The sequence below is a fragment of the Saccharothrix sp. NRRL B-16348 genome (assembly GCF_001280085.1).
Lineage (GTDB): Bacteria > Actinomycetota > Actinomycetes > Mycobacteriales > Pseudonocardiaceae > Actinosynnema.
Genome location: NZ_LGED01000247.1, coordinates 17,487 through 30,941, shown reverse-complemented (window position 1 = coordinate 30,941; position 13,455 = coordinate 17,487). Strand labels below are relative to the sequence as shown.

Sequence of the window (13,455 nt, the reverse complement as noted above, 5' to 3'; positions counted from 1 at the left end):
AGACGCTACCGCCGACCTCGCGGTTCCCCGCTCACCGGTTCGTCTTCTGCGACAGGTGGTCCGGGACGGCCTGAGCCGCCGCGGCCACGCGCCGCCGATCGATCCACAGCACCGCCACGGCGACGACCACGACCGCCGCGCCGAGCGCCACGATCGAGCTGAACCGCTCGTCGCCGAGCCACCAGCCGACGCCGAACGCCGGCACCGGGGTGATGAACGCGTAGGCGGACGTGCGGGTCGGCCCCCACGCAGGCCGCGCACTTCTCCAGTGTTCTCGACGCGTTCGTTGAACGGCGCGGGGATGTCGTCCTGGTCGAGCGTGTAAGCCGGTGGTCGATCGTGCCGGAAACCGTCCGTTGTGAGGTCAGGTGACGGCCTGGGTGGCTCCCGGCCGGACGGGGAGACCGGCGGAAACGTAGCCGCGGAATCCGCCCACCAGGTCCGTCGCGCGGGGCAGGCCCACGCGCTGGAGGTCCCGGGCGGCCAGGCTGGAGGCGTAGCCCTCGTTGCACAGCACGACGACGGTCGTGTCGGCGGTGAAACCGGGGATGCGGTGCTCGCCGTCCGGGTCGAGCCGCCACTCCAGCACGATCCGCTCCACCGGGATCGAGCCGGGGATCTCACCCTCCGCCGCGCGGTTGTGGTGCGGCCGGATGTCCACCACCAGCACGTCCGGCAGACCGGCCAGCTCGTGCGGCTCGACGCGCGTCAACGCCCGTCGTGCTTCCTCCAGCAACTCCTCGGCACTCATGGGCCCTCCTGGTCGGCCAGAACGCGCAGCTGCTCCAACGGCAGCCGCAGGGCGGGCAACGGCGGGATCTCCGGCGGGATGTCGGCGAGGCTCGGGTACTCCCGGGTCGGCACCAGCGGCGGCGAGTAGGCGTGCACGCTCGCCGCACCGATCGTGCCCTGGTTCACCACCCGGTGCGCACGCCCGGCGCCGAACCCCAGCGCGCTGCCCACGGGACGCGGCGCGCTGCGGATCGGCCCACCGGGGTAGCGGTAGTCCTCCGCCAGCTCGCCGGTGAGCACGGTGAACGAGCCCGAGGCGCCGCCGTGGTCGTGCGGCTCGGTGCCCTGGCCGGGCAGCCAGCTCAGCAGCCACAGCTCGACGCCCTCGGTCAGCCCGAGCCGCGCCCACCAGCGCCGATCGGTGTCGAACCGGAGGATGCCCAGCAACGGGGTGGTCAGTTCGGCGGCGACGGTCGAGGTCAGCTCGCGCAGCTCGCGCGGCGTCCACAGGTCGCGTTCGGGGTGGATGATGTCGCGGAGGAACCGCACGTCCAGCTCGGGGTGCAGGTCCGCGCGCGCGATCGTCGCGGTCACGTTGGTCGCTCCTGATGGCTACGGGTCGGGCGGGGTAGCGATCAAGACGCGACGCGGCGTCAACCCGCTGTGCGGGAGCGGCCACGTCGCGTCCGGCTACACCCGCACGACGCCACCAGCAGGAGGTCGATCGTGCGGTCGCACCAGGTCAGCAACGGGCGGGCCACGCCGGCATCGTGCCACGGATCGGCGGCCCGCGCGGAGGGCTCTCACCAGGCAGGATTGCGTCGGTGGCGGAGGCAGTCGGTCACCGAGCCATCCGGTTCAGCACGCCCGGTTCAGCACGCGCGGTTCGGCGCGGCTCGGCTCGGTTCAGCATGCTCGGTCGGCACGCTCGGCGCGGCTCGGTCGGCGCGCTGAGTCAGGCGCGCTCAGTTCGGCACGCGGAGCAGCAGCAGGGAGCGGCCCTCCAGCACGACGGTCGCGCCGGCCGCCAGGCTCTCCGGGGCCGCGGGCGAGCCGTCGGCGGTGGCGGAGTCGATCGTCGGCTCGTAACGCCCGCCGTACTCGGCGCCCGGCAGGGTGACCTCGATCGGGTCCGCGCCCGCGTGCACGAGCAGCAGCCACGAGTCGTCCGACACCAGCTCGCCGTCACGGGAGCGCGACAGGCTGTTAGACCCGTCGATCCACATGCCGAGGAACCGGCGGCCGTCGTCGAACCAGTCGGTCTCGGCCATCTCCTCGCCGTCGGGCCGGAACCACACCAGGTCGGGCGCGCCGGACGACGTGGGCCGGCCGTCGAAGAACTGCGGCTGCCGCAAGCCGGGCGACTGGCGGCGGACCGCGATCACCCGGCGCGCGAACGCCAGCATCGCCTCGCCCTCGCCGCCGAGCTTCCAGTCCATCCACGACGTCTCGTCGTCCAGGCAGTACGCGTTGTTGTTGCCGCCCTGCGTGCGCCACTGCTCGTCACCGGCGGTGAGCATCGGCGTGCCGGTGGACAGCATCAGCGTGGCGAGCAGGTTGCGGGCCTGGCGGGCGCGCAGCGCGAGCACCTCCGGGTCGTCCGTCTCGCCCTCCACGCCGCAGTTCCACGACCGGTTGTCGTTGGTGCCGTCGCGGTTGTCCTCGCCGTTGGCCAGGTTGTGCTTCTCGTTGTACGACACCAGGTCGCGCAGCGTGAACCCGTCGTGCGCGGTGATGAAGTTGATCGACTGCCACGGTCGCCGCAGGTCGTCGGCGTACAGGTCGGACGAGCCCGACAGGCGGTACGCCAGGTCGCGCACGCTCGTCATGCCGCGCCAGAAGTCGCGCACGGTGTCGCGGTAGCGGCCGTTCCACTCGGCCCACTGCACGCCGAAGTCGCCGACCCGGTAGCCGTCGCCGGTGGCGTCCCACGGCTCGGCGATCAGCTTGCACCGCGACAGCACCGGGTCCGACGTGATCGCGGTGAGCATCGCCGACGCCCGGTCGAACCGCCCGCCGCCCGGCCTGCCGAACGTGGACGCCAGGTCGAACCGGAACCCGTCGACGCCCATCTCGGTGGCCCAGTACCGCAGCGAGTCCGTCACCAGCCGCACGAACTGCGGCGACCCGGCCTCGGTGGTGTTGCCGCAGCCGGTGATGTCGAGCGTGCCGCCGCCGTCGATGTGCAGGTAGTAGCCGGGCGCGTCGAAGCCCCGGTAGGACAGCGTCGGACCCTCCGGGCCGCCCTCGCAGGTGTGGTTGAAGACCACGTCGATGATCACTTCGATGTCGGCGTTGTGCAGCGCGGCCACCATCGTGCGGAACTCCTCCACCTCCCGGCCGGGCTCGCTGGCGTAGGCGGGGTGCGGCGCGAAGTAGCTCAGCGGCGAGTAGCCCCAGTAGTTGTGCCTGCCGTCGCGGATCAACGACGGCTCGTCGACGAACGCGTGCACGGGCAGCAGCTCGACCGACGTCACGCCGAGCCGCGTCAGGTGCTCCAGCACGGCCGGGTGCGCCAGCCCCAGGTACGTGCCGCGCTGGTGCTCGGGCACGGCCGGGTGCTGCTTGGTGAACCCGCGCACGTGCAGCTCGTAGACCACCGCCTCCTCGAACGGCACCTCGGGCTTCACGCCCGTGTCCGGCCCGCCGGGCGAGGTGACCACGGACAGCGGCACGCTGCCGAGCGAGTCGACCGGCGACGGCCCGCCGAGCATCGGGTCGTCCACGTAGCCCAACGCCGCGTCGAGGTCGGACAACGTGCCCGTGATCCGCGTCGCATACGGATCGACCAACAGCTTCGCCGGGTTGCACCGCAGGCCCCGCGACGGGTCGTACGGCCCGTGCACGCGGTAGCCGTAGCGCTGGCCCGGCGTGACGCCGGAGATCAACCCGTGCCACACGCCGAACGTGCGCTCGGTCAGCTCGACCCGCTCCTCGGTGCCGTCTTCGCTGATCAGGCACACTTCCACCGCGTCGGCGGGTGGCGCCGAGACCGCGAAGCGCACACCTCCGGCCTCGGGGTGCGCCCCGAGGGGGAACGGTCGGCCCGCGAGCAGGATCGAGTCGGCAGCCATGCGTCCGATCTTTCCAGGACACACGCCCCGTGTGGGCATGAGCGCGCTGAGGTTCACCGACCCCGCCCATACCTCCCCCCACCGGACCACCGGCGGAGGGCGTTGCAGAACAATGGCGGCGGCGAGGCATCGACGGGGCGAGGGCAGGCGTGGAAAACGAAGATCTGGTCATCCACATGCAGGGTGTTTCGGTTCGACGTGGCAAGACCACGCTGGTCGGGGACGTCGACTGGAGCGTGGAGCTCGACGAGCGCTGGGTCGTGCTCGGCCCGAACGGGGCGGGCAAGACGACGCTGCTCCGGCTGGCCGGCGCGGAGCTGCACCCGACCAAGGGCAAGGTGCACCTGCTCGGCGAGCGGGTCGGCAGGACCGACGTGGCCGAGCTGCGGCCCCGGATCGGGCTGTCCTCCTCGGCGTTGAACGGGCGCATCCCGGCCGACGAGAAGGTGGTCGACCTGGTGGTCAGCGCCGGGTACGCGGTGCTGGGGCGGTGGCGCGAGGAGTACGACAAGCTCGACACCGGCCGCGCCAGGGAGCTGCTGGCCGCGATGGGCATCGAGCACCTGGCCGACCGCACCTACGGCACGTTGTCCGAGGGCGAGCGCAAGCGCACGCTGATCTCGCGGGCGTTGATGACCGACCCCGAGATGCTGCTGCTGGACGAGCCCGCGGCGGGCCTGGACCTGGGTGGCCGCGAGGACCTGGTGGCCCGGCTGTCCGAGCTGGCGCTCGACCCGGACGCGCCGGCGATCGTGCTGGTCACGCACCACGTGGAGGAGATCCCGCCCGGCTTCACGCACGCGCTGCTGCTGCGTGACGGCGGCATCGTGGCGCAGGGTCTGCTGGACGACGTGCTGACCGAGGAGAACCTGTCGAAGACGTTCGACCAGCCGTTGGAGCTCCAACGGTCGGGTGACAGGTACTTCGCCCGCCGGAAAACTACCGAGGGGTAACCTGCGAGGCGCACCGACGGAGGTCGAGGAGGACCGCGTGGCTGAGTTCGTGAGGCTCGAAGTCGAGGACGGTATCGGCACGATCCGGCTGGACCGCCCGCCGATGAACGCGCTCAACCGACAGGTCCAGGAAGAGATCCGGTCGGCCGCGCTGGAGGCCGCCGACCGGGCCGACGTCTACTCGGTGATCGTGTACGGCGGGCCGAAGGTGTTCGCGGCCGGCGCGGACATCAAGGAGATGGCCGAGCTGTCCTACGCCGAGATGGCGGCCCGCGCGGGCTCGTTCACGTCGGCGTTGCGCGCGGTGGAGGAGATCCCCAAGCCGACCGTGGCCGCCATCACCGGGTACGCGCTCGGCGGCGGGTTCGAGCTGGCGCTGTGCGCGGACCGGCGGATCGCGGGCGACAACGCGAAGGTCGGCCAGCCCGAGATCCTGCTCGGCGTCATCCCCGGCATGGGCGGCACGCAGCGCCTGCCGCGGCTGATCGGACCGTCGCGGGCCAAGGACCTGATCTACACCGGCCGGTTCGTGGGCGCCGAGGAGGCGTTGCGGATCGGCATGGTGGACGAGGTCGTCGCGCCGGACGACGTCTACGAGGCGGCGAAGCGGTGGGCGGGTCGGTTCGTGAACGGGCCGGTGCGCGCGTACGCCGCCGCGAAGGCCGCGATCGACGGCGGGCTGGACACCGACCTCGGCAGCGGGCTGAAGCTGGAGAGCCAGCTGTTCGCGGCGATGTTCGCCACCGAGGACCAGAAGACCGGCATGGCGTCGTTCATCGAGAACGGCCCGGGGAAGGCGAAGTTCAGTGGCCGTTGATCCCAAGCCCAACCCGCACGCCACCGCCGAGGAGATCGAGGCGGCGTACAAGGACCCCAAGCTCGCCAACGTGCTCTACCACGACTGGGAAGCCGGCACGTACGACGAGAAGTGGTCCATCTCGTACGACGAGCGCTGCATCACCTACGCCAAGGACCGCTTCCGGGCCGTCGCGGGTGACACCGGGCCGTACGGGCACGCGCTGGAGCTGGGCTGCGGCACCGGGTTCTTCCTGCTCAACCTGATGCAGGGCGACGTGATCGAGCGCGGCTCGGTGACCGACCTGTCGCCGGGCATGGTCGAGGTGGCGCTGCGCAACGCCGAGCAGCTGGAACTGCCGGTCGACGGCCGGGTGGCCGACGCCGAGCGCATCCCGTACGACGACGACACGTTCGACCTGGTGGTGGGGCACGCCGTGCTGCACCACATCCCGGACGTGCCCGCCGCGATGCGCGAGGTGCTGCGGGTGCTCAAGCCGGGCGGCCGGTTCGTGTTCGCGGGCGACCCGACGAACGTCGGCAACCTCTACGCCCGCAAGCTCGGGCAGCTCACCTGGTGGCTGACCACGAACGTGACCAAGCTGGCCCCGCTGAACGAGTGGCGCCGGCCGCAGGAGGAGCTGGACGAGTCGTCCCGGGCGGCGGCCCTGGAAGCCGTCGTCGACCTGCACACGTTCGACCCGTCGGACCTGGAGCGGACCGCTCGCGGCGCGGGCGCGGTGGGCGTGCGCGCGGTGACCGAGGAGCTGTCGGCGGCGTTGTTCGGCTGGCCGGTGCGCACGTTCGAGGCCGCCGTGCCGCGCGAGAAGCTGGGCTTCGGGTGGGCGATGTTCGCCTACCGGACCTGGCAGCGGCTGTCCTGGGTGGACGAGAACGTGCTGGCCAAGGTGCTGCCGCGCGAGGTGTTCTACAACGTGTCCGTGACGGGTCGCAAGCCGGTCTAGTGGCCTACGCCTTCAGCCTCGACGACGTGGCGCACCTGCGTTCCGACGCCGGGCGCGCCGCGTTGTCGGCGCTGGTCGACCTGCCGCTGACGCCCGCGTCGCGGCTGGCCGACGTGGGCCGGGCCAAGCAGGTCTCGCCGACGTTCTTCGCGGCGGTGCTGGAGACGTTGTTGTTGCGGCGCAAGGCCGCCGCGAAGGTCGGGTTCACCGACGGCTTGTTCACCTCCGACGCGTTGCAGCAGGCCACCGCCCACCCGGTCGCGGTGCACCGGGCGCGCCGGTTCAGCGGTCCCGCGCACGACGTCACGTGCTCGATCGGCGCGGACCTGGCGGCGTTGCCCGAGGGCTCGATCGGGTCCGACCTCGACCCGGTGCGGCTGGCCATGGCGCGGCACAACCTGGGCGACGCGGTGCCGCTCGTGCGGGCGGACGCGTTGCGGCCGGTGTCCCGCGGCACGGCGGTGCTCGCCGACCCGGCGCGGCGTGACGCGAGCGGGCGGCGCACGTGGCACCCCTCGGACTTCGCGCCGTCGTTGGACGAGCTGGCCGACGCCTACGCGGCCCGCGACCTGGCGGTGAAGTGCGCGCCGGGCGTCGACTTCGCGGTCGCGCCGTGGGCCGACGAGGTCGAGCTGGTGTCGTTGGACGGGCAGGTGCGCGAGGCGTGCCTGTGGACGCGCGGCCTGGCCACGCCGGGCGTGTCGCGGCGGGCGACCGTGCTGCGGTCGGACGGTCCGGAGTGGACGATCACCTCCGCCGACCCCGACGACTGCGGGGTCGGCGAGCCGGCCGAGTGGCTGGTCGACCCGGACGGCGCGGTGGTGCGGGCCGGGCTGGTGCGGCACTACGCGGCCCGGCACGGGCTGGTGCAGCTGGACGAGCGGATCGCCTACCTGACCGGGCCGGTGCCGCCGCCGGGGGTGCGGGCGTTCCGGGTAGTCGAGCACGGGCACTACAGCGAGAAGGTGTTGCGGTCCGTGCTGCGGGCGCACGACGTGGGTCGGCTGGAGATCCTGGTGCGCGGGCTGGACGTGGACCCGAACGCGTTGCGGCCGAGGCTGAAGCTGTCCGGGTCGGGCGAGGCGACCGTGGCGTTGACGCGCATCGGCCGCCGTCCCGTCTACCTACTCGCGCACGCCGAGCGCACCTAGCCGTTCGAAGAGGAACGCGCGCAGGCCGTCGAGGTCGGTGTCCATCGTGATGTCGAGCGTCTTCGGCGCGTCCACCTCCAGCCGCTGGTCCACCACGAGCGCGCCCCGGTTGGGGCCGAACGAGCAGTCGACGTCCACCGGGAACGGGGTGCCGCTCAGGATCCCCGGCCGCACGGCCTCGGCCACCGCGACCGCGTCGTGCACCGCCATGCCGTCCCAGCCGAGGAACCGCCGGTAGGTCTCCAGGTAGGCGGGCGTGAGGCCGACCAGCGTGGCGGCGACGTCGGACGTCTTCGCCAGCGCGTCCAGCCACTCGGCGCTGACCGCGCACCGGCGGGTGAGGTCCATCGGCACCAGCGTCGTGGGCACGTCCTCCTCGACCAGCACGCGACGGGCGGCCTCGGGGTCGCTCCAGACGTTGAACTCGGCCGTCGCGGTGACGTTGCCACCGTGCACGCCGCCGCCCATGACGACGAGCCTGCCGATCTTCGGCTTGAGGTTCGGGTGCGCGGCCAGCAGCAGCGCGATGTTGGTGAGCGGGCCGATGGGTACGATCGTGACGGGGCGTTCGGCCTGGTCGAGGAGGTCGCGCAGGAGTGTGACGGCGTCACGCGCGTCCGGGCCGCGGGTGGCTTCGGGGAGCGTGTCGGCGTACCCGGAGAGCCCGTCTTCGCCGTGCGCGCTGGACAGGTGCGGGTGGGGGTGGATCAACGGCCGGGACGCGCCCACGCCCACCGGCACGTCGTCGCGGCCGAGCAGGGTCAGCAGCCGCAGGGCGTTGCGGGTGGTGTTCTCCAGCGAGACGTTGCCGAAGACCGTGGTCACCCCGATCAGGTCGACCTCGGGGCTGGCGGCGGCGAGGGCGATGGCGAACGCGTCGTCCACGCCGGGGTCGGTGTCGATGATGAGGGGTGTCGTCACCGCGTCGATTCTGCCGCTGCTCCGCAGACGGCGGCGAGGTCGCCTGGAAGTCGACCGCTCGCGCCTGATTTTCCGACGATCGAAAGGCGTGATCGCCGGAAAATGAGTCGCGAACGATCGACGCGACCTCGCGGGTGGTCCGGGCGACCGAGCCCGCCGTCTGCGGAGCAGCGGCCGAGTTACAGTGCCCGCGTGACGAGCATGTGGGGTGCGCCGGTGTGGACGAGGTGGCGTCGGTCGCGCCGCGACCCGGCGCAGGCCAGGTTCCTCACCCTGGCGTCGCTGCGCTGGGTCCTGCGGCACCGCGCGTACACGCCCTGGTACCTGGTGCGGTACTGGCGGCTGCTGAAGTTCCGGATCGTGAACCCGCACGTGGTGCTGCGCGGGATGGTGTTCCTCGGCAAGAAGGTCGAGCTGCACTGCCGGCCCGGCTACGGCCGGCTGGAGATCGGGCGCTGGGTGCACATCGGCGACGGCAACGCCATCCGCTGCCACGAGGGTTCGCTGCGGATCGGCGACAAGGCCGTGTTCGGCAAGGACAACACGGTGAACTGCTACCTGGACGTGGAGATCGGCGCGGCGACGTTGATCGCCGACTGGGTCTACATCTGCGACTTCGACCACGTCACGGCGGACATCACGCTGCCGATCAAGGACCAGGGCATCGTGAAGTCGCCGGTGCGCATCGGGCCGGACTGCTGGCTCGGCACGAAGGTCACCGTCACCCGCGGCACGCGGATCGGGCGCGGCTGCGTGATCGGCGCGCACGCCGTGGTGCGCGGCGACGTGCCGGACTTCAAGATCGCCGTGGGCCTGCCGGCGCGGGTCGTGAAGGACCGCCGCGAGGACTACGAGGCCGACGCCGTGCGCCGCGCCGCCGTCGCCGACATGGCCCGCAAGGCGCGGGAAGCCCTCGAACAGTCGCGCAACGGCTCATAGCCCGCGAAGTACGGGGGTCACGGCGCTAGCACGGCCCCTGCGGCGCGGTAGCGGCCTGGCGGCGTGCCGACCACCCGGCGGAACGCCGCGTTGAACGCGTACTCGCTGCGGTAGCCGACCGACGTCGCGACCTGGCCGACGGACAGGTCGGGCCGCTCGCGCAACGCCGTGCGGGCCAGGTCCATGCGCCACCGGGTGAGGTGGGCGATCGGCGTCTCGCCGAGCAGTTCGCGGAAGCGCGTCGCGAAGGCCGCCCGGCTCATGCCCGCCGCACGGGCGAGCGCCGCCACGCTCCACAGGTGCCCGGGCGCGCCGTACAGCGCGTCGAGCGCACGGCCGATGCGGTCGTCCGCCAGCGCCGCGCGCCACGAACCGGCCTCGGCCGGGCGTTCCAGCTCGGCCCGGATGCCCTGCAGCAGCACCAGCTCCACCAGCCTGGCCGCGACCAGCGACGCGCCGGACCGGTCGTCGCGGACCTCCTCGCGCAGGCCGTCCAGCAGCCGGCCGAGGCCGGGCACCGGATCACCGGACGAGCCCGGGCGCAGGTGGACGACGGGTGGCAGCGCCCGCGGGAACAGCGCTTTCGCCGCACCTGACACGGTCAGTTCCGCGCACAGCACCACGGTGCGGGCGCCGTCACCGCCGAACCGCCGCCGCACCGACAGCCCGCCTGACGCGGGACCGGGGTCGTGCGCGGTGACGGGCGCGTCCGGCCGGTGCCGCAGCGCGTGCGGTGCGCCGTGAGGCAGGACCACCAGGTCGCCGGCCCGGACGTGGACCTGCCGCCCGCCGACCTCCAGCCACAGCTCGCCGTCGAGGACGTGGTGCAGCGACACGGTGTCGCGCGCGGCGACCCGTGCTCCCCACGGCGCGCCGAGCTCGACCCGGCCGAACGTGCTCGCGTCGACCCGCACGTGCCGCAGCAGCGTGCCGACCAGGTCGAACGGTGAACTCTCGCGCACAAGTCCTGGACCCTCGCACATTTCCCCCGGGTCCGGGGCTTCCTACGGTGAATCCGACCACGAGAACGAGGAGACCACGTGGACATCTTCATCACCGGCGCGAGCGGCTACATCGGCTCGGCCCTGACCCGTGCCCTCGTCGCCCGCGGGCACCGGGTGCGCGGTCTGGCGCGCGGTGACGCGGCGGCAGCGAAGGTCCGGGCGAACGGCGCGCGACCGGTGCGCGGCAGCCTGGCCGACCTGGCGGTGCTGTCCGGCGCGGCGGCCGGCGCGGACGGCGTCGTGCACATCGCGGCCACCACCGGCGCCGACCGGCCCGCCGTGGACGCGGCGGCCGTGACGGCGATGCTCGGCGGGATGGCCGGCGGCGCCTTCGTCACGACCACCGGCGCGCCGAGGGCCAGGTCGTCGCGGACACCGGTGACCGAGGACGACACCGCCGAGGTCGCCGGCCCGCTCGCGTGGTTGGCCGGCGCGGAGGCACGGGTGCTCGGCGCCGAGCACGTGCGCGGGTCGTCGTGCGACCGCCGATCGTCTACGGCGACGGCGGCGGCCCGCTCGCCGGGCTGGTGCGGCAGGCGCGGGCGGACGGGGTGGCGCGGCACGTCGGCGCGGGTGGGAACCGCTGGTCCGCGGTGCACGTGAACGACCTCGCGCGCGGGTACGCCGTGCTGCTCGAATCGTCCGCGCGCGGGGTGTTCCACGCCGCCGAGACGACGCCGGTCCCGCTGGCCGCGCTCACCGCCGCGATCGGCTCCGCCGCCGGTGTGCCGGTGCGCTCGTGGAGCCTCGCCGAGGCCGTCGCGACGCACGGCGACGTGGCCGCGTACCTGGCGGCGGACGCGGCGCTCGACGCGTCCCGGCTGCGCGACCTCGGCTGGGAACCGGTGTTCGGCGACGCCCTGGGCGGCGTGTGCGGCGCCCTGCTCAACCCGGCGCAGGGCTACGCCGAGCCGGCGCGGCGGTCCCCGTCCTAGACGGGTTGCAGTTCTTCGCCCGCCTTGCGGTCGTACTCCTCCTGCGCGGAGCGGATGTCGTCGATGTGCGTCTCCGACCACACCCTGATCGCGTCCATCAGGCCGCCGACGTTGTCGCCCAGCGGGGTCAGGCTGTACTCGACGCGCGGCGGGACGCTCGGGTAGACGGCGCGGTGCACGAGGCCCGCCCGTTCCAGGTCCCGCAACGTCTGGGTGAGCATCTTCTGGGTGATGCCGTCGAGCCGCCGTCGCAGTTCGCCGAAGCGCAGGGTGCCGGGCCGCAGCGCGCCGATCACGAGGCACACCCACTTGGTCGTCAGCAGGTCGAGGACCGCACGTGACGCGCAGCTGCGGAGGTAGGCGTCCACACCGCCGTGAACGCGCAGGTCAGGAGTGGTATACACGAGGTACCTAATTACCATTCAGGTGCCTATTTCACAAGAGGTACCACCGAAGATGATCCTTTGGCCATGACGAACGAGATGCGGGCGGTGCTGGTCGAGGCCTTCGGTGGGCCCGAGGTGATGGAGGTGCGGACCGTGGCGCGGCCGACGCCGGCGCGGGACGAGGTCCTGGTCGAGGTGCGCGCGGCGGGCTTGAACGCGTTCGACTGGAAGGTGCGGCGGCACGGCTTCTGGTACACCGCGCCGTGGGTGCCGGGCTGGGACGTCTCCGGCGTGGTGGTGTCGGTGCCGGCGGGGGAGAACCGGCTGCGGGTCGGCGACGAGGTGTTCGGCATGCCACACCTGCCGCGCCCGGCCGGCGCGTACGCCGAGTACGTCGCCGCGCCCTCGCGCCACTTCGCCCGCAAGCCCGCCAACGTCGACCACGTGCACGCGGCGGCCCTGCCGATGTCCGCGCTCACCGGGTGGCAGACCCTCACCGAGGCCGCCGCCGTCAAGCCCGGTGACCGGGTGCTGATCCACGCCGCCGCGGGCGGTGTCGGGCACATCGCCGTGCAGCTCGCGAAGTCGCTCGGCGCGTGGGTGATCGGCACCGCGAGCGCGGGCAAGCACGACCTGCTGCGCGAGCTGGGCGCCGACGAGCTGGTGGACCACACGGCGCGGGACTTCGGCGAGCTGCGGGACGTCGACGTGGTGATCGACCTGGTCGGCGGCGAGGACTACGAGCGGCGGTCGATGGGCGTGCTCAGGCCCGACGGGCTCTACGTCGGCCTGACGGACCCGAGTCGGCTGCCCGACCTGCGCGTCGCGGCGGACGCGCTGGGCGTGCGCGCCGCGGTCGTGGCCGTGGTGCCGGACCACGCCGCGCTGGAGCACCTGGCCGGCCTGGTGGCACGCGGTGAGCTGAAGGTGGTCGTCGCCGAGACGTTCCCGCTGGCGGAGGTCGTGAAGGCGCACGAGGTCGGCGAGGCCAACCGGACGGCGGGCAAGCTCGTGCTTACCGTCGCAGACCGTTGACGACCAGGTCGACCGTGGCGACGAGGAAGTCGTCGGTGACCGGCCGGCCCGTCACCAGCAGGTGGAAGTAGGGCGGTCCGAGCACCGCCTCGATCACCTGTTCGCCGTCGACGGGGGCGATCTCGCCGCGGGTGACGGCACGGCGGACGACCTCCGCGTCCACGGCGAGGCGTTCGGCCCAGAACGTGCGGCCCGCGGCGGCCAGCACGTCGTCGTGCGGGGAGAGGGCGACGGACACCCGGACCATCGCCTGCACCTCCACCGTGGTCAGGTTCGCGATCGCGGCCCGGACCAGCGCGAGCAGGTCCTCGCGCAGGTCACCGGTGTCGGGGATGGGCACCTCGGCGGTCGCGCGGGCGCGGATCGCGTCGAGCAGCAACGCCTCCCGCGTGCCCCAGCGGCGGTAGAGGGTCGTCTTGTTCACGCCCGCGCGCCGGGCCACGCCTTCCAGGCTGAGGTTGTGGTAGCCGGCCGACGCCAGCTCGGCGAGGCCGGCTTCCAGCACAGCGGCGCGGACCTGCGCGCTGCGACCACCGGGACGACGGCGTGGCTCGGGCACGGCGAG

Annotated in this window: 16 protein-coding genes; 8 read left to right on the top strand and 8 right to left on the bottom strand. The window is 72.9% G+C overall.

The annotated features are described in order from the left end of the window. Nucleotides 1-31: 31 nt before the first annotated feature. The 4 genes from ADK67_RS51715 to glgX all read right to left on the bottom strand — a co-directional run bounded on the left by ADK67_RS51715 (nt 32) and on the right by glgX (nt 3,806). Nucleotides 32-205 carry a hypothetical protein gene (locus ADK67_RS51715; RefSeq protein WP_157621435.1) on the bottom strand — a complete coding sequence of 58 codons (174 nt, stop codon included), beginning with the start codon at nt 203-205 and terminating at the stop codon, nt 32-34. 159 nt (nt 206-364) lie between these two features. Continuing rightward, entirely contained in the window at nt 365-751 is a 387-nt protein-coding gene (locus ADK67_RS40275) for a rhodanese-like domain-containing protein (RefSeq protein WP_053721850.1), read from the bottom strand. Beyond that, nucleotides 748-1,326, bottom strand: a complete 579-nt coding sequence (locus tag ADK67_RS40270; RefSeq protein ID WP_053721849.1) for a cysteine dioxygenase — start codon at nt 1,324-1,326, stop codon at nt 748-750. Before ADK67_RS40270 ends, ADK67_RS40275 begins: the two co-directional genes overlap by 4 nt. A gap of 371 nt (nt 1,327-1,697) precedes the next feature. Further along, nucleotides 1,698-3,806 carry a glycogen debranching protein GlgX gene (gene glgX / locus ADK67_RS40265; RefSeq protein WP_197289852.1) on the bottom strand — a complete coding sequence of 703 codons (2,109 nt, stop codon included), beginning with the start codon at nt 3,804-3,806 and terminating at the stop codon, nt 1,698-1,700. Nucleotides 3,807-3,982: 176 nt separating this feature from the next. Here glgX and ADK67_RS40260 point away from each other — a divergent pair, with 176 nt between their 5' ends. The 4 genes from ADK67_RS40260 to ADK67_RS40245 are packed head-to-tail and all read left to right on the top strand — an operon-like array spanning nt 3,983 to nt 7,670. After that, on the top strand, nt 3,983-4,759 hold the full coding sequence (locus ADK67_RS40260; protein ID WP_053721889.1) for an ABC transporter ATP-binding protein: 777 nt from the start codon (nt 3,983-3,985) through the stop codon (nt 4,757-4,759). 37 nt (nt 4,760-4,796) lie between these two features. After that, the gene (locus ADK67_RS40255; protein WP_053721848.1) at nt 4,797-5,576 is read left to right on the top strand and encodes an enoyl-CoA hydratase/isomerase family protein; all 780 of its coding nucleotides are present in this window, start codon (nt 4,797-4,799) and stop codon (nt 5,574-5,576) included. Continuing rightward, complete coding sequence (locus tag ADK67_RS40250; RefSeq protein ID WP_053721847.1) at nt 5,566-6,519, top strand: class I SAM-dependent methyltransferase; 954 nt, start codon at nt 5,566-5,568, stop codon at nt 6,517-6,519. The genes ADK67_RS40255 and ADK67_RS40250 overlap by 11 nt, the downstream gene beginning before the upstream one ends. After that, a complete protein-coding gene (locus tag ADK67_RS40245; protein WP_053721846.1) occupies nt 6,519-7,670 on the top strand; it encodes a THUMP-like domain-containing protein in 1,152 nt (383 codons plus the stop codon). Before ADK67_RS40250 ends, ADK67_RS40245 begins: the two co-directional genes overlap by 1 nt. Here the strand turns inward: ADK67_RS40245 and ADK67_RS40240 are convergent. Continuing rightward, complete coding sequence (locus ADK67_RS40240) at nt 7,644-8,591, bottom strand: nucleoside hydrolase (protein WP_053721845.1); 948 nt, start codon at nt 8,589-8,591, stop codon at nt 7,644-7,646. The two genes, ADK67_RS40245 and ADK67_RS40240, sit on opposite strands and share 27 nt — an antisense overlap. 192 nt (nt 8,592-8,783) lie before the next feature. Here ADK67_RS40240 and ADK67_RS40235 point away from each other — a divergent pair, with 192 nt between their 5' ends. Continuing rightward, nucleotides 8,784-9,530, top strand: a complete 747-nt coding sequence (locus tag ADK67_RS40235; RefSeq protein ID WP_053721844.1) for an acyltransferase — start codon at nt 8,784-8,786, stop codon at nt 9,528-9,530. Nucleotides 9,531-9,547: 17 nt separating this feature from the next. Here the strand turns inward: ADK67_RS40235 and ADK67_RS40230 are convergent, their stop codons facing one another. Then, nucleotides 9,548-10,492 carry an AraC family transcriptional regulator gene (locus ADK67_RS40230; RefSeq protein WP_053721843.1) on the bottom strand — a complete coding sequence of 315 codons (945 nt, stop codon included), beginning with the start codon at nt 10,490-10,492 and terminating at the stop codon, nt 9,548-9,550. Nucleotides 10,493-10,570: 78 nt separating this feature from the next. Here ADK67_RS40230 and ADK67_RS40225 point away from each other — a divergent pair, with 78 nt between their 5' ends. Then, entirely contained in the window at nt 10,571-11,137 is a 567-nt protein-coding gene (locus ADK67_RS40225; RefSeq protein WP_053721842.1) for an NAD-dependent epimerase/dehydratase family protein, read from the top strand. Next, nucleotides 11,134-11,469 carry a hypothetical protein gene (locus ADK67_RS53080; protein WP_197289851.1) on the top strand — a complete coding sequence of 112 codons (336 nt, stop codon included), beginning with the start codon at nt 11,134-11,136 and terminating at the stop codon, nt 11,467-11,469. The genes ADK67_RS40225 and ADK67_RS53080 overlap by 4 nt, the downstream gene beginning before the upstream one ends. Here ADK67_RS53080 and ADK67_RS40215 read toward each other — a convergent pair. Beyond that, complete coding sequence (locus tag ADK67_RS40215) at nt 11,466-11,873, bottom strand: winged helix-turn-helix transcriptional regulator (RefSeq protein WP_082404542.1); 408 nt, start codon at nt 11,871-11,873, stop codon at nt 11,466-11,468. The two genes, ADK67_RS53080 and ADK67_RS40215, sit on opposite strands and share 4 nt — an antisense overlap. A gap of 66 nt (nt 11,874-11,939) precedes the next feature. On the opposite strand from ADK67_RS40215, the gene ADK67_RS40210 reads away from it, so the two are divergent. After that, nucleotides 11,940-12,890 (top strand): NADP-dependent oxidoreductase, encoded by a 951-nt coding sequence (locus tag ADK67_RS40210; protein WP_053721839.1) that lies wholly within the window; start codon nt 11,940-11,942, stop codon nt 12,888-12,890. Here the strand turns inward: ADK67_RS40210 and ADK67_RS40205 are convergent. Next, nucleotides 12,871-13,449, bottom strand: a complete 579-nt coding sequence (locus ADK67_RS40205; RefSeq protein WP_053721838.1) for a TetR/AcrR family transcriptional regulator — start codon at nt 13,447-13,449, stop codon at nt 12,871-12,873. The genes ADK67_RS40210 and ADK67_RS40205 overlap by 20 nt on opposite strands. Between the last annotated feature and the right edge of the window lie 6 nt (nt 13,450-13,455).

Excerpts from the sequence above, each read along its gene's own strand:
- ADK67_RS40275 (WP_053721850.1), bottom strand. The coding sequence starts at position 751 with ATGAGTGCCGAGGAGTTGCTGGAGGAAGCACGACGGGCGTTGACGCGC.
- glgX (WP_197289852.1), bottom strand. The coding sequence starts at position 3,806 with ATGGCTGCCGACTCGATCCTGCTCGCGGGCCGACCGTTCCCCCTCGGG.
- ADK67_RS40260 (WP_053721889.1), top strand. The coding sequence starts at position 3,983 with ATGCAGGGTGTTTCGGTTCGACGTGGCAAGACCACGCTGGTCGGGGAC.
- ADK67_RS40210 (WP_053721839.1), top strand. The coding sequence starts at position 11,940 with ATGACGAACGAGATGCGGGCGGTGCTGGTCGAGGCCTTCGGTGGGCCC.